26 protein-coding genes and 1 pseudogene are annotated in these 26,969 nt (G+C 50.1%); 12 read left to right on the forward strand and 15 right to left on the reverse strand.

The window, feature by feature from the left end; translation table 11 throughout:
* The first annotated feature begins 169 nt into the window (after positions 1–169).
* Positions 170–613, forward strand: coding sequence for an archease (locus tag PSE6802_RS28265; RefSeq protein WP_019499672.1), 444 nt, complete (start codon positions 170–172; stop codon positions 611–613).
* Positions 523–828 (forward strand): annotated as a pseudogene (locus PSE6802_RS0108730) (RtcB family protein); the annotation flags it as partial. The gene PSE6802_RS28265 and the pseudogene PSE6802_RS0108730, both read left to right, overlap by 91 nt.
* Positions 829–839: 11 nt before the next feature.
* On the opposite strand, the gene PSE6802_RS0108735 reads toward PSE6802_RS0108730, so the two are convergent.
* Together PSE6802_RS0108735 and PSE6802_RS0108740 are read right to left on the reverse strand one after the other, a co-directional pair.
* Positions 840–1,265 carry a type II toxin-antitoxin system HicB family antitoxin gene (locus tag PSE6802_RS0108735; RefSeq protein WP_019499674.1) on the reverse strand — a complete coding sequence of 142 codons (426 nt, stop codon included), beginning with the start codon at positions 1,263–1,265 and terminating at the stop codon, positions 840–842.
* Complete coding sequence (locus PSE6802_RS0108740) at positions 1,262–1,492, reverse strand: type II toxin-antitoxin system HicA family toxin (protein WP_019499675.1); 231 nt, start codon at positions 1,490–1,492, stop codon at positions 1,262–1,264. The genes PSE6802_RS0108735 and PSE6802_RS0108740 overlap by 4 nt, the downstream gene beginning before the upstream one ends.
* A 2-nt stretch (positions 1,493–1,494) precedes the next feature.
* On the opposite strand from PSE6802_RS0108740, the gene PSE6802_RS35290 reads away from it, so the two are divergent.
* From PSE6802_RS35290 to PSE6802_RS0108750, 3 genes are read left to right on the forward strand one after another with little or no spacing between them, the layout of a single operon-like run.
* Positions 1,495–1,620, forward strand: coding sequence for a hypothetical protein (locus PSE6802_RS35290; RefSeq protein WP_263970330.1), 126 nt, complete (start codon positions 1,495–1,497; stop codon positions 1,618–1,620).
* A 58-nt stretch (positions 1,621–1,678) separates the two neighbouring features.
* Complete coding sequence (locus PSE6802_RS0108745; protein WP_019499676.1) at positions 1,679–2,305, forward strand: Uma2 family endonuclease; 627 nt, start codon at positions 1,679–1,681, stop codon at positions 2,303–2,305.
* 2 nt (positions 2,306–2,307) lie between these two features.
* On the forward strand, positions 2,308–4,902 hold the full coding sequence (locus PSE6802_RS0108750) for a cation-translocating P-type ATPase (RefSeq protein ID WP_019499677.1): 2,595 nt from the start codon (positions 2,308–2,310) through the stop codon (positions 4,900–4,902).
* A gap of 236 nt (positions 4,903–5,138) precedes the next feature.
* Here the strand turns inward: PSE6802_RS0108750 and PSE6802_RS0108755 are convergent, their stop codons facing one another.
* The 4 genes from PSE6802_RS0108755 to PSE6802_RS32545 form a co-directional block, all read right to left on the reverse strand.
* On the reverse strand, positions 5,139–5,591 hold the full coding sequence (locus PSE6802_RS0108755; RefSeq protein ID WP_019499678.1) for a type II toxin-antitoxin system VapC family toxin: 453 nt from the start codon (positions 5,589–5,591) through the stop codon (positions 5,139–5,141).
* Positions 5,588–5,890, reverse strand: a complete 303-nt coding sequence (locus PSE6802_RS0108760) for a hypothetical protein (RefSeq protein ID WP_019499679.1) — start codon at positions 5,888–5,890, stop codon at positions 5,588–5,590. Before PSE6802_RS0108760 ends, PSE6802_RS0108755 begins: the two co-directional genes overlap by 4 nt.
* Before the next feature lie 140 nt (positions 5,891–6,030).
* The gene (locus tag PSE6802_RS0108765) at positions 6,031–6,897 is read right to left on the reverse strand and encodes a 2-oxo acid dehydrogenase subunit E2 (RefSeq protein ID WP_019499680.1); all 867 of its coding nucleotides are present in this window, start codon (positions 6,895–6,897) and stop codon (positions 6,031–6,033) included.
* 258 nt (positions 6,898–7,155) lie between these two features.
* Positions 7,156–10,521 (reverse strand): response regulator, encoded by a 3,366-nt coding sequence (locus tag PSE6802_RS32545; RefSeq protein ID WP_019499681.1) that lies wholly within the window; start codon positions 10,519–10,521, stop codon positions 7,156–7,158.
* Between the two features lie 378 nt (positions 10,522–10,899).
* Here PSE6802_RS32545 and PSE6802_RS33295 point away from each other — a divergent pair, with 378 nt between their 5' ends.
* From PSE6802_RS33295 to PSE6802_RS0108785, 4 genes are all read left to right on the forward strand, one after another.
* Positions 10,900–11,076, forward strand: coding sequence for a hypothetical protein (locus PSE6802_RS33295; protein ID WP_156815472.1), 177 nt, complete (start codon positions 10,900–10,902; stop codon positions 11,074–11,076).
* 25 nt (positions 11,077–11,101) lie between these two features.
* The gene (locus PSE6802_RS0108775; protein WP_026103175.1) at positions 11,102–12,274 is read left to right on the forward strand and encodes a PQQ-dependent sugar dehydrogenase; all 1,173 of its coding nucleotides are present in this window, start codon (positions 11,102–11,104) and stop codon (positions 12,272–12,274) included.
* A 177-nt stretch (positions 12,275–12,451) separates the two neighbouring features.
* Complete coding sequence (locus PSE6802_RS0108780) at positions 12,452–12,964, forward strand: Ycf51 family protein (RefSeq protein WP_019499683.1); 513 nt, start codon at positions 12,452–12,454, stop codon at positions 12,962–12,964.
* A gap of 12 nt (positions 12,965–12,976) precedes the next feature.
* Positions 12,977–14,011 (forward strand): DUF3326 domain-containing protein, encoded by a 1,035-nt coding sequence (locus PSE6802_RS0108785; protein WP_019499684.1) that lies wholly within the window; start codon positions 12,977–12,979, stop codon positions 14,009–14,011.
* On the opposite strand, the gene PSE6802_RS0108790 is transcribed toward PSE6802_RS0108785, so the two are convergent.
* On the reverse strand, positions 13,992–14,570 hold the full coding sequence (locus PSE6802_RS0108790) for a Uma2 family endonuclease (protein WP_019499685.1): 579 nt from the start codon (positions 14,568–14,570) through the stop codon (positions 13,992–13,994). The genes PSE6802_RS0108785 and PSE6802_RS0108790 overlap by 20 nt on opposite strands.
* 48 nt (positions 14,571–14,618) lie before the next feature.
* Complete coding sequence (locus PSE6802_RS30890; RefSeq protein ID WP_019499686.1) at positions 14,619–15,659, reverse strand: calcium-binding protein; 1,041 nt, start codon at positions 15,657–15,659, stop codon at positions 14,619–14,621.
* Between the two features lie 175 nt (positions 15,660–15,834).
* Here PSE6802_RS30890 and fabG point away from each other — a divergent pair, with 175 nt between their 5' ends.
* Positions 15,835–16,530: a 3-oxoacyl-ACP reductase FabG gene (fabG, locus tag PSE6802_RS0108800; protein WP_019499687.1), complete on the forward strand. Its 696-nt coding sequence runs from the start codon at positions 15,835–15,837 to the stop codon at positions 16,528–16,530.
* On the opposite strand, the gene PSE6802_RS0108805 is transcribed toward fabG, so the two are convergent.
* From PSE6802_RS0108805 to PSE6802_RS0108840, 6 genes are all read right to left on the reverse strand, one after another.
* Positions 16,527–17,261, reverse strand: a complete 735-nt coding sequence (locus PSE6802_RS0108805) for a Uma2 family endonuclease (RefSeq protein WP_019499688.1) — start codon at positions 17,259–17,261, stop codon at positions 16,527–16,529. The two genes, fabG and PSE6802_RS0108805, sit on opposite strands and share 4 nt — an antisense overlap.
* A gap of 118 nt (positions 17,262–17,379) precedes the next feature.
* A complete protein-coding gene (locus tag PSE6802_RS30895) occupies positions 17,380–20,133 on the reverse strand; it encodes an SUMF1/EgtB/PvdO family nonheme iron enzyme (RefSeq protein ID WP_019499689.1) in 2,754 nt (917 codons plus the stop codon).
* Positions 20,134–20,145: 12 nt separating this feature from the next.
* On the reverse strand, positions 20,146–21,429 hold the full coding sequence (locus PSE6802_RS0108815) for an ATP-binding protein (RefSeq protein WP_019499690.1): 1,284 nt from the start codon (positions 21,427–21,429) through the stop codon (positions 20,146–20,148).
* Positions 21,430–21,509: 80 nt separating this feature from the next.
* The gene (locus PSE6802_RS0108820; RefSeq protein WP_019499691.1) at positions 21,510–22,157 is read right to left on the reverse strand and encodes a Uma2 family endonuclease; all 648 of its coding nucleotides are present in this window, start codon (positions 22,155–22,157) and stop codon (positions 21,510–21,512) included.
* 14 nt (positions 22,158–22,171) lie between these two features.
* On the reverse strand, positions 22,172–23,518 hold the full coding sequence (locus tag PSE6802_RS28285; protein WP_019499692.1) for a UDP-glucose dehydrogenase family protein: 1,347 nt from the start codon (positions 23,516–23,518) through the stop codon (positions 22,172–22,174).
* 126 nt (positions 23,519–23,644) lie between these two features.
* A complete protein-coding gene (locus PSE6802_RS0108840) occupies positions 23,645–24,577 on the reverse strand; it encodes a UDP-glucuronic acid decarboxylase family protein (protein ID WP_019499693.1) in 933 nt (310 codons plus the stop codon).
* Between the two features lie 383 nt (positions 24,578–24,960).
* On the opposite strand from PSE6802_RS0108840, the gene PSE6802_RS0108845 reads away from it, so the two are divergent.
* Both PSE6802_RS0108845 and PSE6802_RS28290 read left to right on the forward strand, forming a co-directional pair.
* Positions 24,961–25,377 carry a hypothetical protein gene (locus PSE6802_RS0108845; protein WP_019499694.1) on the forward strand — a complete coding sequence of 139 codons (417 nt, stop codon included), beginning with the start codon at positions 24,961–24,963 and terminating at the stop codon, positions 25,375–25,377.
* Entirely contained in the window at positions 25,371–26,126 is a 756-nt protein-coding gene (locus PSE6802_RS28290; RefSeq protein WP_019499695.1) for an HAD-IA family hydrolase, read from the forward strand. The genes PSE6802_RS0108845 and PSE6802_RS28290 overlap by 7 nt, the downstream gene beginning before the upstream one ends.
* On the opposite strand, the gene PSE6802_RS0108855 is transcribed toward PSE6802_RS28290, so the two are convergent.
* The gene (locus PSE6802_RS0108855; RefSeq protein WP_019499696.1) at positions 26,107–26,967 is read right to left on the reverse strand and encodes a metal ABC transporter permease; all 861 of its coding nucleotides are present in this window, start codon (positions 26,965–26,967) and stop codon (positions 26,107–26,109) included. The genes PSE6802_RS28290 and PSE6802_RS0108855 overlap by 20 nt on opposite strands.
* Positions 26,968–26,969: the final 2 nt, after the last annotated feature.

The following is a 26,969-nucleotide window of genomic DNA, read 5'->3' on the forward strand; positions in this document are numbered from 1 at the left end:
CAGCCATAAAACACGACTTAGAAGAAGATAAAGTTGCGATCGCTAACCTCTTACTACCATTTTAAACAAAAAGGCAATCCTACATTGTCCGCGATCTTCACAGGATCCTCAAAGAGTTGGCTTAAAGTAGGATTAGAAACTGCATTGGAGCACAACTGTGGAAAGTCCTATGCAATCTTTAAATGACTCGCGATCGCCAGGGTTTGCAGAGGTCGATCGCACGGCAGATTGGGCGTACCAGGTATGGGGAGAGACCTTAGCAGAGTTGTTTATTCAAGCCGCGATCGCTCTGTATGCCCTAGCAGGAGTTCACCTGGAAACCGCCCCTCCAGTCGTGCGAGATATCGACTTGCAGGGCATAGATTATGAAAGCCTCCTTGTTGCCTGGTTAAACGAGCTGCTGTATCTACGCGAAAGTGAAAACCTAGGCTTCGATCGCTTTGAGATTCTCCAGCTCGATCCCCAGCACTTGAAAGTGCAGATCCAGGGAGCGCCCGTCCGGAGCTGGTCGAAATTCATTAAATGGGAACGGAGAGTTGGATTTTGGTGGGAACTGCCGAGAGCGATCGCCTATCCTTTGGGTCGAGCTGTCACGGTGCGGGACGGGTCATGAGTCGAGCAAAAGCAAAACGAGAAGTACGGGGCGATCGCCTGCGTGGAGAACTGGAAAAAGAAGGGATTTCCGTGCGGGCTGGTTCTATGTCGGGTTTAGCTGAAGAAGCTCCCCAAGCTTACAAAAACGTCAGTCGCGTCGTAGAAGTTGTCAGTCGGGCAGGGATTGCCCGCAAGGTAGCTCGCCTGCGCCCTGTAGCAGTAGTAAAGGGCTAATTCTAATCAATTTAACGAACGTGTAGCTCTAACCGTTTTCCTAACACCCGCAAAGCTTGTTCGATCGTAGGTATTTTTGTGCCATGATGCGGATCCAAAATTCTCCGAATCTCCTTCTCATCTTTGCCTAGCAACTCGCCTAATTGAGTTTTTGCCATGCCGCTCTCGTTTAGGGCTGAATACAAAGCGCCTTTTAGAGCGATCTGCATGGGAACGGCGACAAGATACTCGCCTGCTTCTAAATCACTGGATTCTGGGATCTCTCGCCCATCATCAATCCGCGCAGCAATTGCTTCTGCCAGACAATCCACAGCCTCCTCTAAACTTTCTTCGATACTCTCACCCTGTGTTATTGCTTCTGGGAAGTCTCGAAAGGTTATCACATAGCCACCTTCATCTGCTGCTTCTAGCTTCACTGGATAGGAAAATCGTTTCATATATCCCCCTTTTCAAGGCCAAGTTGTTTCAATATTGCGCTCGACGTTCCTGTTTTTAACTCCTTTTTCAGGTCTGGAATAACCGCATAATTTTCTCCAAAGTACAGTGTGACGTGACTTCCTTTCCCACGCTTGCTCTCGATACGCATCTCAATTTGACGCAATTTAGACAGCTTCTGTAACCTTTTTACTAATTCTTTGCCAGTCATTTTTTTATTTTCGGACATTTGTGTCCGAAAAGCAAGCGGCAGATAATGACTCTACAAGCGCACTCTTTCTAGGAGAGCCGCTAACATGGCGATCGCTCTTGGGCATTGCCCTAATCGTCGGGGGTACGCTGGCGATCGTGCTCTAGTTCCATAATTTGGGGAGATGAAATAATACAATAGGGTCAGTATCGGGAGGTAATTCGCATGGTACAAGCAATTCCCCAACTCATGACCTTTGATGAGTTTATTGCCTGGTATCCAGAGGACGGACGGTATGAGTTAATTAATGGGAGAGCGTGCGAAGTGAAACCAACTGGCCTCCACGAACAGATCGGAGCCTATTTGAACCGGAGACTGCTGGTGGAAATCGATCGCCTGCAAATGCCCTACTTTATCCCCAAAAGTTGTACCGTTAAGCCCTTTAGCGAGTTGTCGGGCTATTTGCCGGATCTCGTCGTTATCGATCGCACCAAATTGAATAACGAACCTCACTGGCAACGGGAATCAACCCTGATTTACAGTTCCTCTATGCCATTGGTAGTCGAAGTAGCAAGTACCAATTGGCGAGACGATTATCAGCGCAAAGCCGCAGATTACGAAGAAATGGGCATTCCGGAATTCTGGATTGCGGATTATTTGGGGATTGGCGGACGGCGATACATTGGCACCCCCAAGCAACCGACGTTCTCGGTCTATCAATTGGTCGATGGCGAATACCAGGTGAACTTGTTTCGAGGATCGGAACGGATTGTTTCACCCACATTTCCAGAACTCAATTTAACATTGGAGCAGTTATTGAATGCAGCCAAGATTGGAGATGGAGAAGTATAGTAATGATATCTCAAGCCAATCGCAATACCATGACAGGTTTATCCGAACAAGAAGCGATCGCGCGGCTCAAACGCGATGGCTACAACGAACTCCCTTCAGCTCAAGCCCGAAGCCTCTGGTCGATTGCGTGGGAAACAGTTCAAGACCCCATCTTCCTATTGTTGCTCGGAGGTGGTGCGATCTATTGGATTTTAGGCGACCTCCAGGAAGCCCTGATTCTGCTTGGTTTTGTCCTGTTTATTATGGGGATTAGCCTCTATCAGGAAGGCAAAACCGAACGCGCTCTGGAAGCTTTGCGCGATCTGTCCAGTCCTCGTGCCCTGGTAATTCGCGACGGGCAGCGCCAACGGATTGCGGGGCGCGAAGTCGTGCGGGGCGATCTGTTGGTGCTGGCGGAAGGCGATCGCGTGCCCGCCGATGCGATCGTCCTGGAATGTACCAACTTTTCAACTGACGAGTCGTTATTAACCGGCGAATCTATCCCCGTTCGCAAAGTGGCGGCGGCGGGCAACGAAGAGATGGCGCGTCCGGGCGGCGATGGCTTGCCGTTCGTGTATTCGGGAACTCTGGTGGTGCAGGGGCAAGGCGTAGCCCGAGTCCGGGAGATTGGCGCTCGAACCGAGATGGGCAAAATTGGCAAAGCCCTGCAAACCGTGCAACCTGAGGCGACCCCCTTGCAACAGGAAATGACGCGCCTGGTCGGTCGGTTATTTGGTATTGCCTTGTCCTTGTGCGTGACGATCGTTGCGATCTACGGCATCACGCGCGGCGATTGGCTTAAAGGCGTGCTGGCAGGTATTACTCTAGCGATGGCAATTTTACCGAATGAATTTCCGGTGGTCGTGACCATCTTCTTAGCGTTGGGAGCCTGGCGCATTTCCCAAAAACAGGTCTTAGCCCGTCGGACTTCCGCCGTCGAAACCTTGGGATCGGCGACGGTGCTGTGCGTTGATAAAACTGGAACGCTGACCCTGAATCAAATGAGCGTTCAGCAACTCTATCCCTATCCCCATGCAGCAACAGCTTACGATGTCGCATTGCACGCACGAGAACCCCTCCCGGAAGCGGTACACGAGTTGGTAGAGTTTTGCATTCTCGCCAGCCAGCGCGATCCGTTTGACCCCATGGAAAAAGCGTTTAAGCAACTGGGCGATCGCTATCTGGCGCACACGGAACACTTGCACCAGGATTGGAATTTGCTGCGAGAATATCCGCTCTCTCCGGATCTATTAGCCATGTCGCACGTTTGGCAGTCCGCCGACGGTCAGCGGTACGAGATTGCCGCTAAAGGCGCGCCAGAAGCGATCGCGGATCTCTGCCATTTTACGCCCCCACAACTGGAAGCTTTGGCAGCGCAGGTTCGGGAAATGTCCGAGCGTGGCTTGCGGGTTTTGGGAGTTGCCAAAGCCTCTTTGCTTGAAGCGCCCCCTCCGTTTTTGCCCCCGCATCCGTCGCTCGATCCCGTGCGTTTACCCGAGCAACAACACGACTTTCCGTTTCAATTTCTGGGATTGGTCGGCCTGTCCGATCCCGTGCGCCCGACCGTGGCGGCGGCAATTCAAGAATGTTATAGCGCAGGCGTTCGCGTGGTTATGATTACGGGCGATTATCCAGGTACGGCTCAAGCCATTGCGCGGCAAATCGGATTGATGCAAATGGGGCCAATTCTCACCGGAGCGGAATTGGATCGGATGAGCGAGGCCGACCTGCAACAGTGCATTCAAAGTACGAATGTTTTCGCGCGCGCCGTTCCCGAACAAAAATTGCGGTTAGTCAATGCCCTGAAAGCTCAGGGAGAAGTCGTGGCGATGACGGGGGATGGAGTAAACGATGCCCCTGCACTCAAAGCCGCTCAAATTGGGATTGCAATGGGACAGCGAGGCACGGATGTTGCCCGCGAGTCGGCGGCATTAGTGTTGTTGGACGATGATTTTTCGTCGATCGTGCAGGCGGTCAAGCTGGGACGGCGAATTTTTGATAATCTGCGCAAGGCGATGGCGTATCTGCTGGCGATTCACATTCCGATCGCTGGCATGTCTCTGATTCCCGTGGTATTCAAGCTGCCATTAGTCTTACTGCCAGTTCACGTAGCATTTCTGCATTTAATTATCGATCCCGCTTGTTCGATCGTGTTAGAAGCGGAACCTGCCGAAGCGACTGCGATGCAGCGTCCCCCCCGCCATCCCAAGGAACCGCTGTTCGGTCGGGAAACACTCGCTCTCGCCCTATGGCAAGGCATGGGAATCATGGCGATCGTGCTGGCGATTTTTGTCATTGCGCTCGAACGCGGTCAGGGCGAACTCGACGCGCGGGCGTTAACATTTACGACATTGATTTTGGCAAACCTGGCCTTAATTCTGAGCGAACGGTCTTCAGCGCGGCTAAATCTGAAAGTGTTGCGATCGCCTAATTCTGCACTGTGGTGGGTAATTGGTGGAGGACTCGTATTTCTAGCACTCGCGCTGTACGTTCCTGCTTTACGTCACCTATTTAGCTTCTCATTTCTACATCCAATTGATATCGCCATCTGTCTGGCTGGAGGAGCGATTAGCTTGCTGTGGTTCGAGCAGTTGAAGTCCCTCCATCGTCGTCATTGAGAACTGAATGAGGATTTATAGCGTTTTTCAATTGAGAACAGGTTTTATTGACGGGGTGAAGGGGTGAAACCCCTTCTTGGGGGCGTTGCCCCCAAACCCCCTTCTCGTTTTCATCTGAAAACCGCTATATGCAAAAGCCGTGCGATTGCTCTCCAGTCCATAGCGGTTTTCATATGGGAAGGGAGTGAGAAATTCCCTTCTCGACCCGCTTCTGCGGCGATCGCTCACCAACAAGCTCATACAACGAATTGCCAGTCCAACGCTGTAATAAAGCGAGACAAATGAGCTACGTTCGTTGTCGCAACGATTACCTCAGTCACCTCACCACAGAGAAGACGGGCTTGAGCACACAGAATCATATCTCCATCTAACGCTTTGGGATCTGCGGTAGGCTGTCCAGTCTTCCTAGCTTCTGCCCACAATTCAGCCGCTAGGAGCATCGTATCTGTCTGAATCGGAATGTAATCGAGAGGTTGCTTCAAACTATCAAGCCGACGCAAACTTCGTAACAAATCTGCGCGAAGGAGTTCGCGGCGAACTTCATAATCTGAGATTTCAGGAATGGCAACCCGTTCTCCACGTTGTAAGAGAGCCTTTAGCCATAGTTGACAATCAAGGAGAATGCCTGCGGCTTTTGGATTCGTGACCATTCCCAGTGACCCAGAATCCAGCAAAATCAGACGATTCATGGGAATAAGGGGCGATCGGATAACCGATCTTCGTCAAGAGCAGTCTTCAGGAAATCCCATGCTTGCTGATGCTCTGAAGCATCTTCCGTGTCATCTAGCCACGAATCTAGGAGGTCGATCGCCGCTTGATTTTTCTGGGCTTGTTCAGCATCAATCACAGGTAGGGCTGTTGATGGAATTTTCTGTCGAAACTGGCGCAAGATATCCAGTAAATCTGTCCAATATTCTCTGGGTGTTGCCTCAATTTCATGAAGCAGCAATTCGAGAGACGCTGAAGATGAGTTAGAGTGGGTTGCCATATCTGTAGGCTTGTCGTCAGAGGTTATAACCCAATTTTAATGCAGAAGTTACTGGAGCTATAGTAAGGTTGGCATAAAACTAAAGGCGATCGCAATTCCTTGCCCTCAGCACTATGGCAAGCAGTCGCTCCCGAACGGGGTTAAAACTCCTGAGATTGGAGATCGACTTCTTGCAGTTCTCCCAACCCATATCCACAGGCCATTAATTCCTGCAATCGCCTGATGAAACGTGCCACTGGCGCACCGTCTGTGATGTCGTGGTCAAACAGCACGGTTAGCCCTACATATTCGCACGCGACTATCCGATCGTCCACGATGCCGGGTCGTTTTGCGATCGCTCCCACCGCAACAATCAAGGGATGGATGCCGATGGGAATGCCCCAACTCATCCCACTCTGGCTCGCCATTCCCAGGGCAGTCACCGAGACCGTACCCATCATGCGCTTGAATAGAAAAGGATTGCGCAATAAGGGTTGCCAGAAGAACCAATCGCGCACAAATCGCGGCAGCATGGTTGCAATTGTTGTCATCCAGGCAGTGCGAGTCGAACCAATTTGCACTTCTCCTGCTGCGACGGGCAGTCGTTGCGCGGCGCGGATTTCGGAATTGATAACTGCAACGTTTTTCTCATTTGCTTTCCGAATGATATAAGGCATCGGTAGCGTCTCGCTTGTCCCAGGTTGACCGATCGCTCTTTCCACAATAACTGTTACATCCACATCATCAAAGATCGCTAACCGCTGTTTTCCCTTGCGGAGTGCGTGGACGAACTTGTGCTCACTGACGGCCTGAGCGAGGCACTTCACAATCCAACCCGTAAAGCTGATGCTTTGACCCGTCTTTGTCTTCCGATCGCGGATGGCCTCGCGTGCTGTCGTCACGTCAATTTCTAGCAGGACGGGAATATGATGCCGTTTGCTGCCCCAAATCAGCGTATCGATTGTGGGGTTTCGGAAATCTGGAAATTTGCGCTCCTCAAAGCTCCCAATTAGATCTGGTTGGTGCATCTCTCGCCTCCTCAAATGGTATGACTTTTCATTTACTCCCTTTTATAGCCGTAGACAGATCTGTTAGGACAGGGGGTATGGGGGCTGCGCCCCCACGCAGGGGTTTCACCCCTGCACCCCGTCCTAAGCCTATTGGCCATAGCTATACTTTAAGTCCGCGCAGGCGGACTTTGTTTGTGTAGCCGCAACTTTCAGTCGCCAGGCAACTCCAGATGCATCCGTATCGCCTACAGACAATCGCTCGCATCAAAAACGATCTTAACGCTGCTGTTGGGAGATGCTGTTTAAGAGTTCTACCACGTTGAACGGTTTGGTTAATACGATCGCGATGCCGAGCGATCGCAGAGTTTGTCGATAGTTGTCTGCCAGTCCGCTAGTAGCGATTACTCTGACGTTGGGATTTATTGCTTGCAATGCCTGAACTACAGCGATGCCATCCATATCCGGCATCATCATGTCCAACAGCACGGCATGAATTTCACCCTGGTATTTGCGATAAATTTCGATCGCGTCGGCTCCACGACTAGCAGTAATAACTCGATAATTGTAGGTTTCCAGAATGGCCTGAGCGGACTGGAGAATGGCGTTCTCATCATCGACGATTGAAATCAATTCTCCATGCCCTTGGGGTAGGTCGGTTTGAGCCTTTGTGGGAGTAACTGCCGTTTCCACCATTGCGGGTAGATATACCTTAAACTGGCTGCCTTCACCTGGTTGGCTCTGTACTTCAATAAATCCACCATAGGTTTTGACAATGCCCAAGACGCTGGAAAGTCCCAAGCCACTGCCTTTCCCGGTCGCCTTAGTGGTAAAAAACGGATCGAAGATGCGATCGCGAACCTCCGGGACAATCCCACAGCCGGTATCGGCAACGGTAATTACTACATAGTTACCCGCACGAGCCTCCAAATGCATTTGGGCAAATCGTTCGTCAACGGGGAAATTTTCGGCAGACAGCGTGAGTAACCCACCGTCTGGCATGGCATCGCGAGCGTTGATGCAGAGGTTCATCAAAATCTGATGCAAGTAAGTGGGATCGGCAGAAACTAGCCAGAGTTCGGGATCGGACGCGATCGCATCAACGGCGATCGATTTGGGAAACGTTTGTTGGATAACAGCGATCGCTTCTTGCAATAGAGACGCAACCTGGACGGGGCGGCAATCGCCTTCGGTGCCTCTGGTAAAGGCTAGAATTTGTTTGATGATATTTGTACCGCGTTTGGCACTTTCTTCTAAAACCTTCAACATATCCTGCGATCGTTTATCCAGATTGGGTTGGTGCATCCGCAAGAGTTGAGACAGCGCCACAACGGGTGTAAGGACGTTGTTGAGATCGTGGGCAATGCCGCTAGCCAGTGTACCCAGGCTTTCCAAGCGTTGCGCGTGATAAAACTGGGCTTCCAGGTTTTTCTTGTCCGTAATGTCAGTATTGACGGTGAGAATGAATTTGGGTTGACCGGCTTCGTTGCGAACCAGCGTCCAACGTCCCTCGACAATGACTTCGTTGCCCGCTTTCGTGAATTTATGCAGCTCGCCGTGCCACTCTCCTCGCTCCACCACCGTTTGGGTAATTTCTGGAATTAAAGAGGCATCTTCTCGTAACAAGTCACTGGCTTTCTGAGCGATCGCTTCGGTTGCCGTCCAGCCATACAGGCGCTCGGCACCTCGATTCCAGAAGAGAATGCGATGGTCTAAGTCGCGCACAAAAATGGCATCGGTAGCAATATCTAATAAAGTGGCCTGTTCGCGAATTTTTCGTTCGGCGTGCTCGCGCTCGACAAGTTCCATTTGCAGGCTTTGCAACAGTTCGGATTGTTGAATGGCAATGCCAGCCTGTGTTGCTATTTGTTGGAATAGATCGATCTCCTCGGGCTGCCACATGCGCGGCGCGGCACACTGATTCGCCACTAACAAGCCCCACAACCGTTCGCCTTGCAAGATCGGAACGACTAAGTTAGCTTTGATGTGAAACTGCGCCAGCATGTCGATATGACATGGGGTCAAGTTAGATGCATGAATATCGGCAACCGCCTGAATGCGTCCCTGCCGATAGTCTTCGCCGTGGGTTTCCATAAAATACAGGTCTTCGACTTCCGCCTGTAATGCGGCGGGATAGCGATCGCTAACCGACTCGATCGCAATCGTGCCGCTCCAGTCGGCATGAAAGCGATAGATAAAAACGCGATCGCAATTAAGCACCTCTCTGATGCGCTCCACCGTGCGGGATAATACGTCGTTTAACTTGAGGGATTGCCGGATATCCCCAGCAATATCTGCAATCAGTTGTTCTCGCCGCAGTTGTTGTTGGAGCGCTAATTCAGCTTGTTGGCGTTTGGCTTCGAGCTGCTTTCGCTCGCTGATATCAAAGGCAACGCCGAGCATCCGCACGGGTTGACCCGCCTCGTTGTAAAGCCCTCGCCCTTTGCCCAGCAGCCAGTGCATGCTGCCATCGCGCCGCACCACTCGAAGCTCCGCTTCATAATCTGTCTGAGTCTCCAGGGCTTGAGCGGTTTTCCGGTCAAACTCAGCCACATCATCGGGGTGAATATGACTGTGCCAGAATTGATAGCTTGGTTCGACTTCTCCTGGCTGATAGCCTAACAAACGGTAGTTGTAGTCATTCCAGGTCACGTCTCCGGTCGCAACCTGCCACTCCCACATGCCGATACGGTTCAAATCGAGGGCCAAGCGAAGCTGTTCTGCGCTTTCCTGGAGAGTGGTTTCTAGTTGCTCGCGATCGCTTATTTCTTGTCTTAATTGCGCGTTTGTTGCAGTTAGTTCTATGGTGCGCTGCCGAGCAATTTCCAATTCCCGATCTTTTTGAAGCATTTCTGCTTGAGTCGATCGCAGTTCTTCCAGGGTGGCGCGTAATTGTGCGTTCGCCGCATTCAGTTCCGCAATTTGAGGCGCGGTTAGCTGCCCGTCTGTCTGCAAAACTGGTGGGGATGTATAGAGGGGATTTAATCGATAACCCCGCCGATTCTGGTTGTCAATGAAATCTTTAGGCGCGCCAAGTTTAGTTAATTTCTGCCGTAAGCCTCTAATGTGAACTCGAACCGTTTCCTCTCCAGGTGCTTCCAACGAAGTCCAGACATGTTCCAGAATCGTCCTGGCACTAAATGCATTTTCAGGATCGCGCAACAGCAACTCCAGAATGGCATATTCCTTGGGGGTGACGACCAACAGGCGATCGCCGTAGGCAACCTGGCAGCGACTCGGGTCTACGGATAAATGACCGAAGGTTAAGACTGGTTGGTTGGTTAAATTGCCGCGCCGCAATAATGCTTGCACCCGCGCAATCAATTCTTCCGGATCGAAAGGTTTAGTCACGTAGTCGTCAGCTCCCGCATTGAGGGCATTGGCTTTTTGCCATCCTTCTCCTTGCCCCGTTAGCAACAGGATCGGACTCTGAAATCCCTTAGCGCGCAATTGTTTGCAGAGGCTCACCCCATGTAATTTGGGCAGGATCGCGTCCAGCAAGATCAGATCGTATGCAAAAGCTTCAGCCATCTGCAGCCCCACTTCCCCATCAGCAGCAATATCGACCGCGTAGTTATAGGCTGAAAACAGAAACTCCAGGCTTTGGGCAACAGCGCGATCGTCTTCTACAACTAAAATTTTCATCGGAGTTTACCGAGCCAACTGCTCTCAACATAAACATACTAGTGTTGCAAATCATAAATTTTGCAACATGGGGGAATGGGGGCAGAGCCCCCAGAAGGGGATTTCACCCCCTCCACCCCCTCCAAAACTTTTGTTTTGGTGTACTAGCTATGCAATTTTTGATGGCGAAACCCGAAAAACAAACTTTCCGGCAGAAAATCCTATAAACTAACAGTCTCGCGATTAAATTCAGTCTATTTACTTATTCTTAACTATTTCTTTACGCTCGAACCGAGAGAATAATGAGTTAGGATGTAGTTGCTGTGACATCGGTGTTCGCAACTTACAGTATTGCACTTTTGCAGCACTACCTGGGTCGTTTTTAAAAACGAGGTCATCATGAGTTATTGCCCTTGTTGTTCCTATCCAATGCTCCAACAATTTCGAGACCATCAAGTTTATTGGTTTTGCCGTCACTGTTGGGCAGAAATGCCCGACCTGGAGAATAAACTGGATACTTTATCTTGCGAGCGCCTATCTAGAAATCGGCTGGAGCGGCTGTTTGAGCGCATCTGAGATTCCGACTATCAGCCCATAAGTTATGCAACGAAAGCCTTACTGGTATGTGAAATGGATAGGTGGAGCGATCGCTTTAGCGATCGCTGGCTTAGCAGTTGCCGTCTATCTTAACCAAACTGAGGCTGTTCCCCGAGACTCTAAGGCTAATAAAGTAACGGTATTAAGCGGTCTAGAGCATCCCTGGAGTATGGCGTGGCTGCCAGATGGTACCCTATTGATTACGGAGCGGCCAGGGCGACTGCGCGTCGCGCGTAACGGCACGCTCGATCCCACCCCAATTACTGGAGTACCGCCAGTTTTTGCGGAAGGACAGGGCGGGCTGATGGAGGTGTCGATTCATCCCAACTTCGCGAAGAATCGTTTCATCTATCTCACCTACTCCCACGGTACGGATCGAGCAAATCGCACCCGCCTTGCCAGGGCAACATTTGACGGTAAAGCATTGAGCGACGTGCAGGTCATCTTTGAAGTTTCTCAGGCAAAGTCAGGAACGCAACATTTTGGCTCGCGGATCGTGTGGTTGCCAGACAATACTATGCTGGTGGCGATCGGGGATGGCGGCAATCCGCCCGTGCAATTGGATGGCGACTTGATTCGCAAACAAGCTCAGAACCTGCGCAGTCAACTGGGGAAGATCGTGCGACTGAACGATGACGGTTCCATTCCCAGTAATAATCCGTTTGCGAACGATCCTAATGCAAATCCATCTGTGTGGAGTTACGGACATCGTAATACTCAAGGGCTTACCTTTGATGCCCCAACTGGTCGAGTTTGGCAAACAGAACACGGCGCGCGCGGGGGCGATGAAGTCAATCTCGTGCGATCGGGCAAGAACTATGGTTGGCCGATCGTGACCTATAGCCGCGAATACTTTGGCCCAGAGATTTCTGCAGAACGCTCTCGTCCTGGGATGGAAGATCCAAAGCTAGTCTGGACACCGTCAATCGCTCCTTCGGGTTTAGCGTTTTACAGTGGAGATCGCTTCCCTGCTTGGAAAGGAAATCTGTTTGCTGGCGGCCTAGTCTCCAAAGATGTGCGTCGGATTACCCTGGATGCCACAGGTAATGTTGTCAACCAGCAGTCCATCGATATTGGACAACGAGTGCGAGATGTCCGACAAGGGCCGGACGGCCTGCTATACGTTCTCACAGACGAACAAAACGGACAACTGATCCGCCTCGATCCCAAATCCTAGAGCTATAGCGTTTTTCGATTGAGAACAGGTTTTATTGACGGGGTGAAGGGGTTCCACCGCATTCTTGGGGGCGTTGCCCCCACCCCCCCTACTATTTCCGATCTGAAAACCGCTATAACTCTTTCGTGTAAGATGAGTTAGTTACTTTTAGTTATTTGAATTTTGGTGCTTCTGTCTATGCCACCGATCGCGATTGATTTTGCGCTAATTGCTCAGAAACTTAGCATTTTTGTCTTGTTTTGCGCGCTGGCAACCGGTATAGCCTTTGCACGGCAGTGGAAATGGCGATTTCGCATGGTAGGGGTTACCTCTTTTTCAGTTCTCCTTACCATTGGTTGCTTCACGCTGAGCCTTAACCCTTTGATCCATGAGAGCGTACCTGATGCCATACGCTACTCATTGGTCTACGATCGCATGGGGCCGCAGGCAGTAATTGCCGTTCCTCAAGATATTACTGAAACTCAGCTAGAGGCTACGCTCAGGCAGGCGGCAGCCAATTTGTTTTCGCCCGGACGGAATGGAGGGGGCGTGTCTGAAGACTTGACTATTCGCGCCCGTACGGTTTTGCATCCCGTTGAAGGGGTATCGCAGCCTTTGTACATTGGACAAATCAAGCGATCGCTGCGTCTGCGCAACGATCCAGACATGCAGATCGAAATTTTTCGCGACAATTTCGCAAGCATCCAATGAGGCAAAAGCGTGATGCATAGGCGATCGCTAACCGTACTCCTGTTAATTCCGACAGGTATTAATGCAGCGATTGGCGGCTATGCTGGCGATGCTTTGCCAGTGGCACGGGCGATCGCTGCCGTATCCGACACTTTAATTACACATCCGAACGTGTTGAACGGTGCCAGCCTATTTTGGCCGATGCCCAACGTTTTGTATGTGGAAGGCTATGCTATAGATCGCGTCGCGCAGGGCGAGTGGGGCTTGCGTCCCGTGCATGGCAATCGCATCGGCGTAATTTTAGATCGCGCTATCGAACCGGACTTGGAACTGCGCCATCGACAGGCGATCGCAGCAGCACGGGCAACTTTAGGTTTAAATATTAGCGATATTGTCATTACCGATCTCCCGCTGGGGGTAGAGATCGCTCAGGGGAAATCGGGGGCAACTTGGGGCACGATCGCGCAGCCGGATAGCTTACTGCGCGCAGCATCCAAACTGATATGCGATGCGAAGGTATCCGCGATCGCCGTAGTGGCTAGATTTCCCGACGATCCCGATAGTTTGGCGCTGCGCAACTATCGTCAGGGTAAAGGAGTTGATGCGCTGGCAGGGGCTGAAGCTGTCATCAGTCATTCGATTGTGCGGGAATTTGCCATTCCCTGCGCCCACGCCCCCGCCCTGCAACCGTTACCGCTCGATCCAGATATATCGCCGCGATCGGCAGCGGAGGAGTTGGGGTACACATTTCTGCCGTGCGTATTGGCAGGTCTGAGTCGCGCCCCCCAATTGATTGCGGATCGATCGCAGATACGCTCTGGCGATCTCTCAGTTGACGATATTGATGTGGCGATCGCGCCCGCCAGTGCCTGCGGTGGCGCAGGTTTGCTGGTATTGGGAAGATCGTCAACCACCCAGCTCATTTTTATCGAAGAGAATACTACGGCTCTAAATGTCTCTCCCGAGGCAATGGGATTAAATGGGATGCGAGTGAGAAATTATTTAGAAGCGATTGGAGTTCTCGCTGCGATTCGCGCAGGCTTAGAACCTAAGAGTTTAGGTCGTTAGTTTGAGGTCGCAACATTTCACGTACGTTCAAATTCACATCTGGGAAAGCGATCGGGGCAAGCGCGTCGCGATCTGAAAGAACTTCATGAGTTCGATATCCATCTAGATCGGGATCTCGAAATACGTGCAATTGACGGCTATTAATATCCAGCACCCAATAATCGCTAATACCTGCCTGCCCGTAGGAGATCGCTTTGACCTGGCAATCTTTGTTGAGCGTCGTATCGGCAACTTCGATTAAAAGGTAAATGTCTGATGGAATGGGATGGCGATCTTCGTAGTACAGCGGCTCTGGTCTGAGTACGGCAATATCCGGCTCTGGTTCGGAATAGTCGCTCAGTTGCACTGGTTCCTGCGAACGGACTAGTACGCGATCGCCCAAGCGGGCTTCTAGCAATTTCCACAAACGAGTAACAGTGGCACAATGAGGGGCACCTTTTGCTGCCATTTTAATAATTTGTCCTGCAATCAACTCAACTCGTTCGCTATCGCTGAGAATACCGGCATCAAACATTTGATGGAATTCTTTAACTGTAATTAATCGTATATCTGTCAGCATAATTACCTCTCAGCAACTACGAATTGGGCGAGCGATCGAGAAACTAACTTAAGAAATTAATAGAGTACCCTGTAGACTAGCAGCATTGTTATTATCCGCAAAGGTGAGATTTGCTGACAATAGATTACCCGTAGTAACCAGGGGAACCTCCACAATGGGTATAAACGATATCCCAGGGGGAAGTAGATAGCCGTAGCTTGACGCTGCGAATCTCAAGCCACCTGAATTAGATGGATCTATGTTTAATGAGATCTGTTCAAAACCATTACCGTCTGGTTTATAAGAGAAAACTAAACTTTCACTAGTAGTGGTGATAAATCCATCCGCCGACCAACCCGTCCCAGGAGTGACAGAGGCGTTGCTCCATTGACCGGTGGGATTGAGCGACGGAGATGTAATACCGCCAGCCGTCGCACCTGAGTCTGCAATCACTCGCAATCTGCGCGTAGCAGTACTACCTTGCAGTTGACTTTGAACTGTACCGACATCTACGCCCTGCACTACGGCAATAGTTTGACCTGAGATTTTGTCAACAATCAAGGAATCGCCACCGCTCGCAGTGATATTAAGATTTGCTACATCAAGGTCGCCCGCAATGACTCCAAATGAATCCTCGGTTCGGAAGTCGGTAATGATATCAGTCCCCCTATTAGCCTGGAGGACGAACACATCGGCACCGGAGCCACCAGTCAGGGTGTCAACACCGATATCGCCATAGATGGTGTCATCCCCATCGCCGCCATTGATAATATCCTCATTTTGCCCGCCGCGTACGACATCGTTACCACCGCCACCATCAACTGTGTCATTGCCAATGTTGCCGTTGACTTGATCGTTACCATCATTACCTTGCACGACATCGTTACCCTGTCCGCCGCGCATGAAGTCATCGCCACCAGCCCCAGCCACATTGTCATTACCGAGGTTGCCATTAATATCATCGTTTGCCTCGGAACCAGTGGTGTTATCGTTACCTTCGAGCGATCGCACGGCATTACCCGGCGCGTAGGGGGCACCATTGGCAGGCGATGCAAAACCAGGGAATAGCGTGACGTTGTCGTCACCAGTCGTTAGATCGAAAAATTCCATGACTTTTTAGTATTTGCTTATGTTGTTTGAGCGAGACGAGCACCCAGTTACTTTTTCTCCCCTAGGGATACCAAGTCTAGCGAAACGACATTAGCCACCCAATTGCGTCAGTATTATTCTAGACAAGCATAGTTATAACTATTCTATATTCTAGGTCAGCGAGTTGGAGATAGGCATGAAAGGTAAACAGGTATTACTAACAGGTGGGACGGGTGGTTTGGGCACGGGTGTAACCAGGGTATTACTAGCACGAGAGGCTAAGATTACGATTCCCTACGTGAATCTAGCGGAGGTGGAGCGCCTGAAACAAAGCTTGTCTGCTTCGGAGTTCGAGCAATTACGGTTGGTAGCAACAGATCTGACTGACGAGCGCGAAATTGCTCAGCTAGTCGATGACATGGGGCACTTGGACGTACTTATTCACCTTGTGGGTGGTTTTGCCATGGGCAAGACCCACGAATTTAGCTTTGCCGACTGGAAGCAGCAACTCGACCTGAACCTGAATACTACGTTCCTGACCTGCAAGCACAGCTTGCGCAAGATGCTGGAGCATAACTACGGTCGGATCGTGACGGTTGGGTCTCGCGGGGCGGTACAGCCTGCCGGACAGCTAGCTGCCTATTGCGCTGCCAAAGCAGGTGTGGTGGCTCTGACACAGGCGATCGCCGATGAAACCAAAGGTACAAATATTACCGCCAACGTGGTTTTGCCCAGCGTCATCGATACACCTATGAATCGGCGGGCCATGGGTGAAGCTAATGCCGATCTTTGGGTTAAGCCGGAGTCGTTGGGGCAAGTAATTTGCTTTCTTGCCTCCGAAGCCGCCAAGGATATACGGGGGGCAGCCATTCCCGTGTTTGGCAGCGTTTAAACCGCATCAGGATCGATTCCTAGTGCCAGCAGGCGATCGCGCAAACGTTGTGCTTCTTGCTCTGCCGCTTCAGCGCGTTGACGCTCTTGCTCGATAATTTGTTTTTGCGCTTGCCATGCCTCAGACAATTCGCTAGGAATCAGTAACTTTTCACCTGTATCTTGTCGATAAAACCCGATCGAACCGTCCTCCACTTCTAGTCGCAAACCCAATACTTGACTGGATTTGTCGGCGATCGCGACGTAAACGGGATCTAGATCTGGATCGGTTTCTTGCAATCGGTAGCCGCGCAACTGTTCGGCGATCCATTCGCCTTTGGGGTCAAACAGCCAATATTCCCGAACGCCGATGCTTTCATACAGCATCTTTTTGTGGTCTCGATCTTGGGTTTGCGTCCCGGCTGATGTCATCTCAAAAATGACGCTGGGTACTTTTCCTGTTTCCCAAATTTTGTAGTTGTCGTAGGGAATTTGCGGGATCTCAAAAATCACCATTACGTCGGGGGCAACGCGCAGGCGCGGGAAACCCTGGGCGTAGTACAAAAACTGGTCGGCAAGCACGACGGGGGATTTTTCGGGGAAAGCAGCCAGATAATTGCGCAGCACGGCAACGGTGGTAATAATGGCATCGGCATGCATGGAGGTTTCTGCCAAGGGTTCACCATCCTCAGAAGGGTAAAAAATGTCTGGTTCGGATTGCTGCGATCGCGTGCTTTCAGCGGCTAGAGTCATGACTTTGGCGGATGACAACGTGTATTTATTGTATCGTCAAAAAAATGCGATCGCCTGCGCCGAATAGGGGAGTTTAAAGGAGAAAGAGTAGAAGGTAAAAGCGCAAAAGTGTAAAGGTCTACAAGAGTTCTCGGGCGGAACAGACAACTCGAAAACCGATATCGTAGCTGCAGTAGCCGGCATAGTCGTTGACGCGATACGCAGAGCGACAGAAACCAGGATAGTAGTTCCACGAACCGCCGCGCAGCGAATGTGAGGTTCTATTAGGTTCAATCCACGCACTGCCATCGATCGGCGCTCCCTGATAATTAGCCTTCCAAGTATCCGCACACCGTTCCCAGACATTGCCGTGCATATCGTACATTCCAAAAGCATTCGCTACTTGAAAGCTTCCTACAACCGTAGTCTCTTGGCGATAGATGCCTTTTGGTGCCTTTCCATAGGAATGGTTAGCATTGTAATTAGCTATTTCTGGCGATATCGTTTCGCCAAAGTGGAAAGGTGTAGTCGTCCCTGCCCGACAGGCATATTCCCATTCTGCTTCGCTCGGCAAGCGATATTCCCGTCCCGTTCGTTGCGATAGCTTCTCGCAAAATGCTACGGCATCGTTCCAAGAGATACTCTCTACCGGACGATTCTCCCCTTTAAAATGGGAAGGATTCTTTCCCACGATCGCTTGATATTGTGCCTGCGTCACGGGGAATTTTCCCATCCAAAATGGATCGATTTGAACTCGGTGCTGAGGGCGTTCGCTATCTTGCTCTTGGCTTCCTGCTTCGGCTCTGGGAGCACCCATAAGAAATTCACCACCGGGTATAGACATCATATGGAGACTGACACCATTACCTAAATCCTCGAAGAAGGATTTAGCATTGCCCATTTCGCGCCGAACAATTTTCCCTTGCGAATCTACATTGACAATATCAAACGTGACAATCTGTATTTTAGGCAAGCCTTCATGGATGTTGTCAAGAATTTCTCTTCCCGCGATCGCGGCTTGTTTTGTCTCTATTCGCGACTCAATTTCAGCGACATCTTCCGCTGCTAGTCCGAGAACTCGTTGCAGTTCTAGTAAATCCTCTCGCAGTTCACCACTGAGCGGATATTCGTACTGGATCGCCTCGCGAAATGCCTGTTCGTACTCACGCAGTTGGTAATCTCGATCTGTTTTCAGAATCTCTCGCTCGATCGCTTTGGCTTCTTCGGGCGATAATCCCAACTCTTCCCGTTGCTTTTCTAACACCCGCCTTCCTACGGGCGAAATTTTGCTGCCACGACTGGCAAAGCGCTCTACCGCTTCTCGATAAAGACTGCGTAAAGACTCTCTCTGACTCTCGATTTGCTGCGTTACCTGGTGCTCGATCCTGGCGGCATCTGCTAAGTCCAAACCGAGTTCCTGCCGCAGACTCATAGACTTATGTGCCGCAATCGCAGGCGAATAGGAACCTTGCGTCAGTAATTCCGCAAAACGAAGCTGGTATTGCTGTAACTGAAGGGCGCGATCGCGATGTTCCTTTGCTTTGAGAGGGTTGACTAAATAAGCGCGATCGAATAGCTCTACAGCGCGATCGATCTGGTACTCTTCCAAGTAGGCTTCAGCCAGATCGAACATAGCGCTAAAATGATTGGGATTAGCTGACAAAACGCTCTCGTACAAAGGTATTGCCCGATCTGGAGTACCATGCTGTCTCGCCTGAGTTGCCTCCTCGTACAATCGTTTAGCTTCTAAGTCAACTTCTTCTAATTCCTCAATTCCTCTACGTAAAGGATAGCGTTGGACTAGCCACCGCCTCACCAGTTCTACTTCTACCCTGTATCTGGGAATCTCAGTACGATCGACTTCTTGGATGTAACCACCAGACACGAGGCGATCGCCTGCCATGCGTAGTGATTCTGTCATCGCGACACCGTGGGACTCTAGCAATGTTACGGGATCTGAGTCCTGAACTTGAGACTCGGCAACAGCATAGAAAAACACGCGATCGCTAATGTGCAATCCATCTCGAAACCAGGCCAGCCCACCTTCACCTAGCTCGATCGCGTCATCAACTGCATCGCGAACGTCCTCAGCCGTTACGACTTCTCTTTCTTCAGCGCGAGCGCGGTTAAAGACGGCAGCACACATCACTTGGGTAAAGTAAGGATGTCCAGATGTAAGTGCTAAGATCGCTTGAATGGCATCGGGTTCGTAGGTCAAAATTCCCTTGACGGGTTCGACGATCAGCCGCGTGGCACTGGTCCGATCGAGCAATCCAATTCTTTGATTGGGCGCTCTGCGAAATAGGTGAAGCAATTTATCTAAATCTTCTGGCTGACGACCGATTACAGGAATGACAAATAAATCTTGGTATCGTTCTAAAAGCTCCTGCAAATGTGGAAAAAAATGCTCTACCGCTGCGTCAGGTTGGTAATTATTGAGAACGTCAAATTCGTCGAGCAATAATACAAGAGGTTTGCCTGCAAGAAGTTCAGAGATTCGTGGGAGAAAATCATCCGCAAAAATATTGTTGTTCGTCGCGATCTGGGATAGCATTTCCCCAGCAGCGTCCCTTGGCAACTCAGTCACATCCATGAGTCGATCCAGGATTTTTGTCGCCAGATTTTGCAATACCCGCTCTAAAGGTAACTTTGCTTTATCTTGCAGATCGAAGAGAACGAAAACAAATTCACCTTTGCCGACAAAATTAGGGATTTGAGCCAGCACGGACGATTTGCCAATCCGCCGCTGACCGTGTAGCAAAATTACTTGCTGGTGGTTTTCCAGTTGATCGTGGATAAACTCAAACAGCGATTCCCGCCCAAAAAATAACTCGGGTTCGGCGATCGGGCGACCGACAATGTAAGGATTTCTCAGTCTAGTAGCTGGATTCATACTCCTACAGTCCTAAGTTTGGATCGCTCCCTTGGGAATTGCTGCCAAAAGCTTGCCAACCCATTCCAAAATAGACGGAACCTTATCTCTATTCTGCCACAGCCATTGAATCGATCTGGTTAATTGTTCTGCTTGCTTATGACTCATGAGGTTGAGAAATATTCTCTGGCGATCTTGCAAATCCTTATCGTTACTATTCAAAATCTTTTTGACTACCCACCATTCCATAATCGATGAGGCAAAACTATAGGAGGCAATATCTTCCTTTAAGGTTTGCTGAAGGATTCCACGCTCCACCAGCACTTTTAATTCGATTTCCTTCTGACTGAAAATATTTTTAATATTTCCCAGATCGAAATTTTTGTTCGGCAGCTTCCCCTGCAGTTCTGTCAAAGCCACCAGCATCATCAAACTTTGCTCTAGAGGAGTGGATAAATCCCAAATCGCTTCAAAAATCTGGAGTGTGGAACCCTGGAAATCATTGGCAAAAGCAGTAGCATCGAGTCTGCCACCCTCTCTCAGCTTTTCGTATAGTAAGTACCCTGCATTTTGCAATAGCGTGGGATTACCACCCGCCATTTCGCGAATACCTTCCTGGATCGCAGGCGTAATTGGCATCCCTGCAAACAAAGCCGTGACTTCGCTTTCAGTCAAAGGCTTGAGTTGGCGAAACAGGTAATGGTTGTACCAGGGCGATTTGTCGGGCGTAAGCTTGGGCGATATGTCGCTAAGTCGTCTCGAAGAAGTCACGAGCATCGAGAGATACTGCCGCTCCTCAGCTAACGAGGCAATGCTGCGACACTCGCTCAAAAATGCTTCTACGTCTTCTTCAGTATGAGTAGGGTTAGAACGCAGCGCCGTATCGTAATCATCTGCCAGCAGCACCAAATACCTGTTGCATTTTCCTAACTCCCGCAATAAAGCCAGCACATCATCAGATGTATTACCCTCTTTTTGCAACAAAGTTTCTAAACAGGTTTGTAGCGTTACCTCACCATTTAACTGAGTTTGGATCGATCGCAAAACAGTACGCCAAAATTTAGCTGCTGTAAATGGTTCTAGCGCGAGACAGTTAACCCTAGCGATCGCCGCGATCGAGATATTATGTCCCCGTAAATGCCAAGCTTCAGGCGATATCACATACTTGAGCAAAGAGGACTTGCCCATCCCTGTGCCGCCCCAAATCGCCAGATGGCTGCGGCTAAAAATTTGATCGAAAGCTGTTTCGACCTCAGACTTGCGCCCTATAAATCGGTCTAGAGCTACTGGTTTACCAACGGTAAAGGGATTGGTCATAGCGATCGCCTAATTTCCCCAAAATGTGTTCGCGAGGGAGACAAAAATTACTGGTTACTGCAAAAATAATACCGCCAAAATCATTCAAGCTGTTCGCGAACCCAATGCAAAAATTCCCTTCTTACTGCACTCATGGGTATTTCATTACTGCGAGCCAAACACTGTGAGATGCGATCGGCGATCGGCAAATTAGGGAATAGCAGGCTATGCGGCAATGTAACGTACTTGCCATCCTGCCAAACACTAATTGTTAACTTGCCATCTTTGTAGCGCCAAATCTCGGCAACACCCAGGGCTTCATAGGCGCTTATCTGAGTATTGGAAGTGAGATCGACCTCTATTACCAGATCGGGCGGTGGATCGATGTTTAGATCGAGCCGTTTTTTGCCGATCGCCGCCGCGTAGTTTTTGATGTAAAAGCAGTCATCCGGCTCGATGCCTGCTTTCATCATTTGTTTCTTAAAGGTGGAAGAACCCAGTGATTCCCACTCTTGCCCCAATTCGTCAAGCAAAATTTTGAGCAGATCGCCAATAATCACCTTAGCTCGCTCGTGTTCTGGTAGTGGCATCCGTATCTCTAGTGTTTCACCATAATAAGCAATGCGGGCGGCGCGGCGATCGCCTAATTCCTCTAGAATCTCTTCAAATTCCGACCATGTGATGTCGTGCAGGACGGCGCGCTGCCCTGGCAGCACTTCAATTTGACTGATTCGCACCTGCACGACCATCTTGTTGTGGTTCCCTAGCGACCGATACCGACATAGTTGAAGCCAGCGGCTTCGAGGGCTTCGCGATCGCAGAAGTTACGAGCATCGACCATGACGTGATTGGTCATCAGCTTTGCCATCTTCGCGTAGTCAAGGGTGCGAAACTCTTCCCAATCTGTCACTAAGACTAAAGCATCACAGCCGTCAGCGAGGCGTTCGGCATCGGTTTCCACGATCACGTTGGAGAGCGCATCGCGAATACCAGACTGGGACACGATCGGATCGTAAGCCTTTACCTTAGCTCCCAAGCGGCTGAGTTGTTCGATTAAGGTTAGAGAAGGTGCATCGCGCATGTCATCGGTATCCGGCTTAAACGCTAAGCCCAGAAGTCCGATCGTTTTGCCCTTCAGAATCTTCAAAGTCTGCTGGAGTTTTAAGACAACTAAGTTACGCTGGTGCTGGTTGACCTGCACGCAAGCCTTGAGTAGCTCGGCAGTATAGCCGTAGTCAGTGGCCGTATGAATTAATGCCGATACGTCCTTGCCGAAGCAGGAGCCGCCCCAACCGATGCCCGCCTGGAGGAACTTGCTACCGATACGGGAATCTAGCCCTATGCCGCGACTGACCTCTTTAATATCAGCACCAACGCGATCGCAAACATTGGCGACCTCGTTGACAAAGCTAATCTTTACGGCTAGGAAGGCATTGGCAGCATACTTAATCATTTCTGCCGAGTTCAGATCGGTCACCACAACGGGAACTGGGGTACTGGTTTTGTCTGTAGCATATTTGCGGTTGATGATATCTGCATAGAGTGCGTGCATGACTTTGATGGCGCGATCGCTGCTACTGCCCAGAACGATGCGATCGGGGTTAAAAGTATCGTAAACGGCATTACCTTCGCGCAAGAATTCGGGATTGCTGACAATATCGAATTCCGCTTGCTTGTGATTGCCATGCTCTGCCATACCATCTAGCACCAGCATCCGCACCCAATCGCCAGAGCCGATTGGCACCGTGGACTTATTCACGATTACCTTATAGCCATGCTTGAGGTGAGCGCCAATGCTGCGGGCTACGGCTTCTACATAACGGGTATCGCTTTGCCCGTCTGGTAACGGTGGCGTACCGACGGCAATAAACAGGACTTCGCCGTGTTCTACACCAGCCATAATATCCGTGGTAAAGCTGAGGTGACCTGCCGCGATCGCCTGCTGCATGATTTCGGGCAAGCCTGGCTCGTGGATGGGGGACTGTCCCGATTTCATGAGCTGTACTTTGGCTTCGTTATTATCAACGCAGACCACGTCATGTCCGGCATGGGCAAGGCACGCCCCCGTAACTAATCCAACATATCCGGTGCCAATTACGCAGACTTTCATAGTTAATTAGCGATCAATTTAAGTAGTGGTTTACAGTCAATCTGTCGATCTGTAGTTTAAGTTCAGATAGTGAAAATCTAGAGAAAGTTCCAAGTTAACATTTGCAGATCTGGAACTTTTAAATAACTAATTACCAATAATTCTGGTACGGAAGTCGGCGATCGTACGAGTTAGTCCTTCTTCTAATGGTACTAGAGGTTTCCAGTCCAGCCACTGCATTGCTCTAGTTATATCTGGCTGGCGACGGCGCGGATCGTCCTGGGGCAGGGGGTTAAAAATTACCTCCGAGTTTGGGTTTACCATTTTTTGAATCGTAGTTGCCAACTCCAGGATCGTGTATTCACCAGGATTGCCAAGATTGACAGGTTCCGTGCGATCGCTATCCATCAAGCGCATTAACCCTTCTACCAGATCGGATACGTAGCAAAAACTGCGGGTTTGGGAGCCATCGCCATAAACGGTGAGAGGCTTACCCCGCAAAGACTGCACGATAAAGTTGCTGACTACGCGACCGTCATTTTCTTGCATGCGCTCGCCATAGGTGTTGAAAATACGTGCCACCCTGACATCGAGATTGTGTTGGCGTAGGTAATCAAAAGTAAGCGTCTCCGCTATCCGTTTGCCTTCGTCGTAATTTGCGCGAATGCCAGTGCAATTAACGTTGCCCCAGTATTCTTCGGATTGAGGGTGAACTAAAGGATCGCCATATACTTCCGAGGTCGAAGCCAGCAAAAATCTGGCTTTAACGCGTTTTGCCAGACCTAGCATGTTCATAGTACCGAGGACGTTAGTTTTAATGGTCTTGATCGGGTTGGCTTGATAGTGAACCGGAGAAGCGGGGCAGGCGAGGTGATATACCCGATCTACCTCCAGCTTAATGGGGTCTGTGATATCGTGGCGCAATAGCTCGAAGTTATTGTTACCAAACCAGTGGCTGATATTGCGCTTGTCACCTGTATAAAAATTATCTAAACAAATAACCTCATGCCCTTGATGCATGAGCCGATCGATCAAGTGCGAGCCAATAAAACCTGCACCACCAGTTACCAAAATTCGCATAGACTCTATATTCCTAATAACTCAGAGTGTCAATTGTGCCAAATTATGCCAAATACGGAAAAGCCTTGATTCGATCGCTATTTTTATCTTTGGGTTGTCGTTGGCGATTTACCAGTCGACGCGTACCTCAAATCGGATATCTCTAGAAGCTGCCAGAGCGATCGCAAATGGGCAATATAAACAGACAATGTCTGCTTATGCCTACCAGTACAGGTAGAGTTTATCTGTATGTCGGCAAAAACTGCAACAATTGGTATAGCATTTGGCTTTTAGCGGTCAGCTTTCAGCCGGCAGCTTTTTTAGAGGCTTATGCCGCAAGCAATTTTTGCTATATAAACATTAGATATTGCCCAAGTTTAGTTAATTTTGAAGCAGGTTAAGTTGTGCGCAAATATCCTCACATTAGTTTAGCTACCTTGCTAGCGATCGCAACAGCAATACCAATTTTGAGTAATGCTCATGCTGCCATCGCCCAAAATATTACCCAAAAGAGCGATCTGGCAAAAGAGCGATCGGGGGGCTTAGAGATCCTGGTTGTAAATAGCTCTGGAGTCGGACTGAAATCGCTGCAAGTGGCTCCAGGTAATTCCCTTACCTGGGGGTCGAATATTTTGAGCGCGGATATGACTAATGGTGAAGAGCGGCAGGTACAGATTGCCAAGCAACGCCGAGACTGTTATCGCGATATCAAAGCCGTGTTTGCTAATGGCAGTAGCATTGAAGACTGCAATATCAATTTTTGCCGGAACGATATCTATACATTTACAACTACGACCTTGAGCGTACCAGCCCTGTGGTAGAACTCCTGTTAGCAACTACTGAGCATCCTAAAGTCATTTTTCTCGATGCGGTCGGTACTCTGTTTGGCGTGCGTGGGGGCGTGGGGCAGATTTACAGTCGCTTTGCCCGGGAAGCCGGGGTATCAGTAGCGGCTGATGCGATCGATCGGGCATTTCGGCAGAGTTTCCAGTCTGCACCCAGGATGGCTTTCCCAGGTGTAGATCGCTCTGATATCCCCGCAAGCGAGTATCAGTGGTGGAAAGCGATCGCCGCGCAAACGTTTAGCCTGGCGGGCGCGATCGAACAATTTGATGATTTTGCCCAGTTTTTTCGACCTTTATACGACTACTTTGAACTGGCCGATGCCTGGTTTGTGTACGATGATGTCCCCCTAGCTTTACAAAATTGGCAGAGCATGGGGATCGAGCTAGGCGTAATCTCGAATTTTGACAGCCGACTTTATCCCGTTCTGGAAGCACTGCAACTCTCGCACTTCTTTGACTCCATCACGATTTCCACAGAGGTGGGAGCAGCTAAGCCAGATCCGGTCATCTTTCAAGCTGGTCTCAGCAAGCACTATTGCACGGCGGCACAGGCATGGCACATCGGTGATAGCTATAAAGAAGATCGCCAGGGTGCTGTAGCTGCTGGCATACAGGGCATATGGTTAGAGCGCGATCGCGCCTTTGCCACTCCGCCATCTCAGATTGAGTCCAATACTTACAGCGTGCAGAGTCTGGCGGGTTTGCTCAAGCCTCAGAGTGCCTGAATTTTGCGATCAGACCGTGTTTGGGTGCGAAAATCATCGCGACGAGAAATAGCAGAGTTTGCACGACTACGATGCATCCTCCGGTCGAAGCATCCAGATAACGGCTGACGTACGTGCCCATCACGCTAGAGAAGACGCTACTCGCGATCGCCAACCACGTCATGCGATCGAAGCGATCGCTGAGCATATAACCCGTTGCCCCTGGCGTTACCAACATGGCAATTACCAGGATAATTCCCACGGTTTGCTGCGCTGCCACAATCGTGAGCGCCAGTAAGGATAAAAGCGTGTAGTAGAGCGCGGTGGTATTAATACCAATGGAACGAGCGTGGGTTGGGTCGAAACAAAACAGCAGTAAGTCTTTGCGCTTTACGAACATTACCGACATCGTAATCGCACCGATAATGCCTGTCTGGATAATGCTCCAATCGGAGATCCCTAAAACATTACCAAACAGAATATGGGATAGATCGACAGCAGCAGTAGTCTTAGACACCAGTACCAGACCGAAGGCAAAGAAGCCAGTAAATACCAGACCGATAACCGTATCTTCCTTGATGCGAGTTCTATCTTTAATAAATCCAATTGAGATGACAGCTCCCAATCCAAAGATAAAAGCACCGATCGCAATAGGAATGTTGAGAATGTAGGCAAGCACTACACCCGGCAAGACCGCATGGGAAACCGCATCTCCCATCAAAGCCCAACCCTTGAGGGTCATATAGCAAGAGAGCACGGCACATACCATGCCCACCAGAGCGCTGACTAAAATCGCCCTCACCATAAACCCATACTGCAAGGGATCGACAAACCAATGCCAAATTGCTTGGATGATATCCATAA

Source organism: Pseudanabaena sp. PCC 6802 (assembly GCF_000332175.1).
Classification (GTDB): domain Bacteria; phylum Cyanobacteriota; class Cyanobacteriia; order Pseudanabaenales; family Pseudanabaenaceae; genus PCC-6802.

Excerpts from the sequence above, each read along its gene's own strand:
- PSE6802_RS0108805 (WP_019499688.1), bottom strand. The coding sequence starts at position 17,261 with ATGACTCTAGCCGCTGAAAGCACGCGATCGCAGCAATCCGAACCAGAC.
- PSE6802_RS0108765 (WP_019499680.1), bottom strand. The coding sequence starts at position 6,897 with ATGCACCAACCAGATCTAATTGGGAGCTTTGAGGAGCGCAAATTTCCA.
- PSE6802_RS30895 (WP_019499689.1), bottom strand. The coding sequence starts at position 20,133 with ATGAATCCAGCTACTAGACTGAGAAATCCTTACATTGTCGGTCGCCCG.
- PSE6802_RS0108735 (WP_019499674.1), bottom strand. The coding sequence starts at position 1,265 with ATGAAACGATTTTCCTATCCAGTGAAGCTAGAAGCAGCAGATGAAGGT.
- PSE6802_RS0108760 (WP_019499679.1), bottom strand. The coding sequence starts at position 5,890 with ATGGCAACCCACTCTAACTCATCTTCAGCGTCTCTCGAATTGCTGCTT.
- PSE6802_RS32545 (WP_019499681.1), bottom strand. The coding sequence starts at position 10,521 with ATGAAAATTTTAGTTGTAGAAGACGATCGCGCTGTTGCCCAAAGCCTG.
- PSE6802_RS0108815 (WP_019499690.1), bottom strand. The coding sequence starts at position 21,429 with ATGACCAATCCCTTTACCGTTGGTAAACCAGTAGCTCTAGACCGATTT.
- PSE6802_RS0108775 (WP_026103175.1), top strand. The coding sequence starts at position 11,102 with ATGCAACGAAAGCCTTACTGGTATGTGAAATGGATAGGTGGAGCGATC.
- PSE6802_RS0108745 (WP_019499676.1), top strand. The coding sequence starts at position 1,679 with ATGGTACAAGCAATTCCCCAACTCATGACCTTTGATGAGTTTATTGCC.
- PSE6802_RS28265 (WP_019499672.1), top strand. The coding sequence starts at position 170 with ATGCAATCTTTAAATGACTCGCGATCGCCAGGGTTTGCAGAGGTCGAT.
- PSE6802_RS0108790 (WP_019499685.1), bottom strand. The coding sequence starts at position 14,570 with ATGCTGACAGATATACGATTAATTACAGTTAAAGAATTCCATCAAATG.
- PSE6802_RS28285 (WP_019499692.1), bottom strand. The coding sequence starts at position 23,518 with ATGAAAGTCTGCGTAATTGGCACCGGATATGTTGGATTAGTTACGGGG.
- PSE6802_RS30890 (WP_019499686.1), bottom strand. The coding sequence starts at position 15,659 with ATGGAATTTTTCGATCTAACGACTGGTGACGACAACGTCACGCTATTC.
- PSE6802_RS0108750 (WP_019499677.1), top strand. The coding sequence starts at position 2,308 with ATGATATCTCAAGCCAATCGCAATACCATGACAGGTTTATCCGAACAA.
- PSE6802_RS0108840 (WP_019499693.1), bottom strand. The coding sequence starts at position 24,577 with ATGCGAATTTTGGTAACTGGTGGTGCAGGTTTTATTGGCTCGCACTTG.
- PSE6802_RS0108755 (WP_019499678.1), bottom strand. The coding sequence starts at position 5,591 with ATGAATCGTCTGATTTTGCTGGATTCTGGGTCACTGGGAATGGTCACG.
- PSE6802_RS0108785 (WP_019499684.1), top strand. The coding sequence starts at position 12,977 with ATGCATAGGCGATCGCTAACCGTACTCCTGTTAATTCCGACAGGTATT.
- fabG (WP_019499687.1), top strand. The coding sequence starts at position 15,835 with ATGAAAGGTAAACAGGTATTACTAACAGGTGGGACGGGTGGTTTGGGC.
- PSE6802_RS33295 (WP_156815472.1), top strand. The coding sequence starts at position 10,900 with ATGAGTTATTGCCCTTGTTGTTCCTATCCAATGCTCCAACAATTTCGA.
- PSE6802_RS0108820 (WP_019499691.1), bottom strand. The coding sequence starts at position 22,157 with ATGGTCGTGCAGGTGCGAATCAGTCAAATTGAAGTGCTGCCAGGGCAG.
- PSE6802_RS0108855 (WP_019499696.1), bottom strand. The coding sequence starts at position 26,967 with ATGGATATCATCCAAGCAATTTGGCATTGGTTTGTCGATCCCTTGCAG.
- PSE6802_RS0108740 (WP_019499675.1), bottom strand. The coding sequence starts at position 1,492 with ATGTCCGAAAATAAAAAAATGACTGGCAAAGAATTAGTAAAAAGGTTA.
- PSE6802_RS0108780 (WP_019499683.1), top strand. The coding sequence starts at position 12,452 with ATGCCACCGATCGCGATTGATTTTGCGCTAATTGCTCAGAAACTTAGC.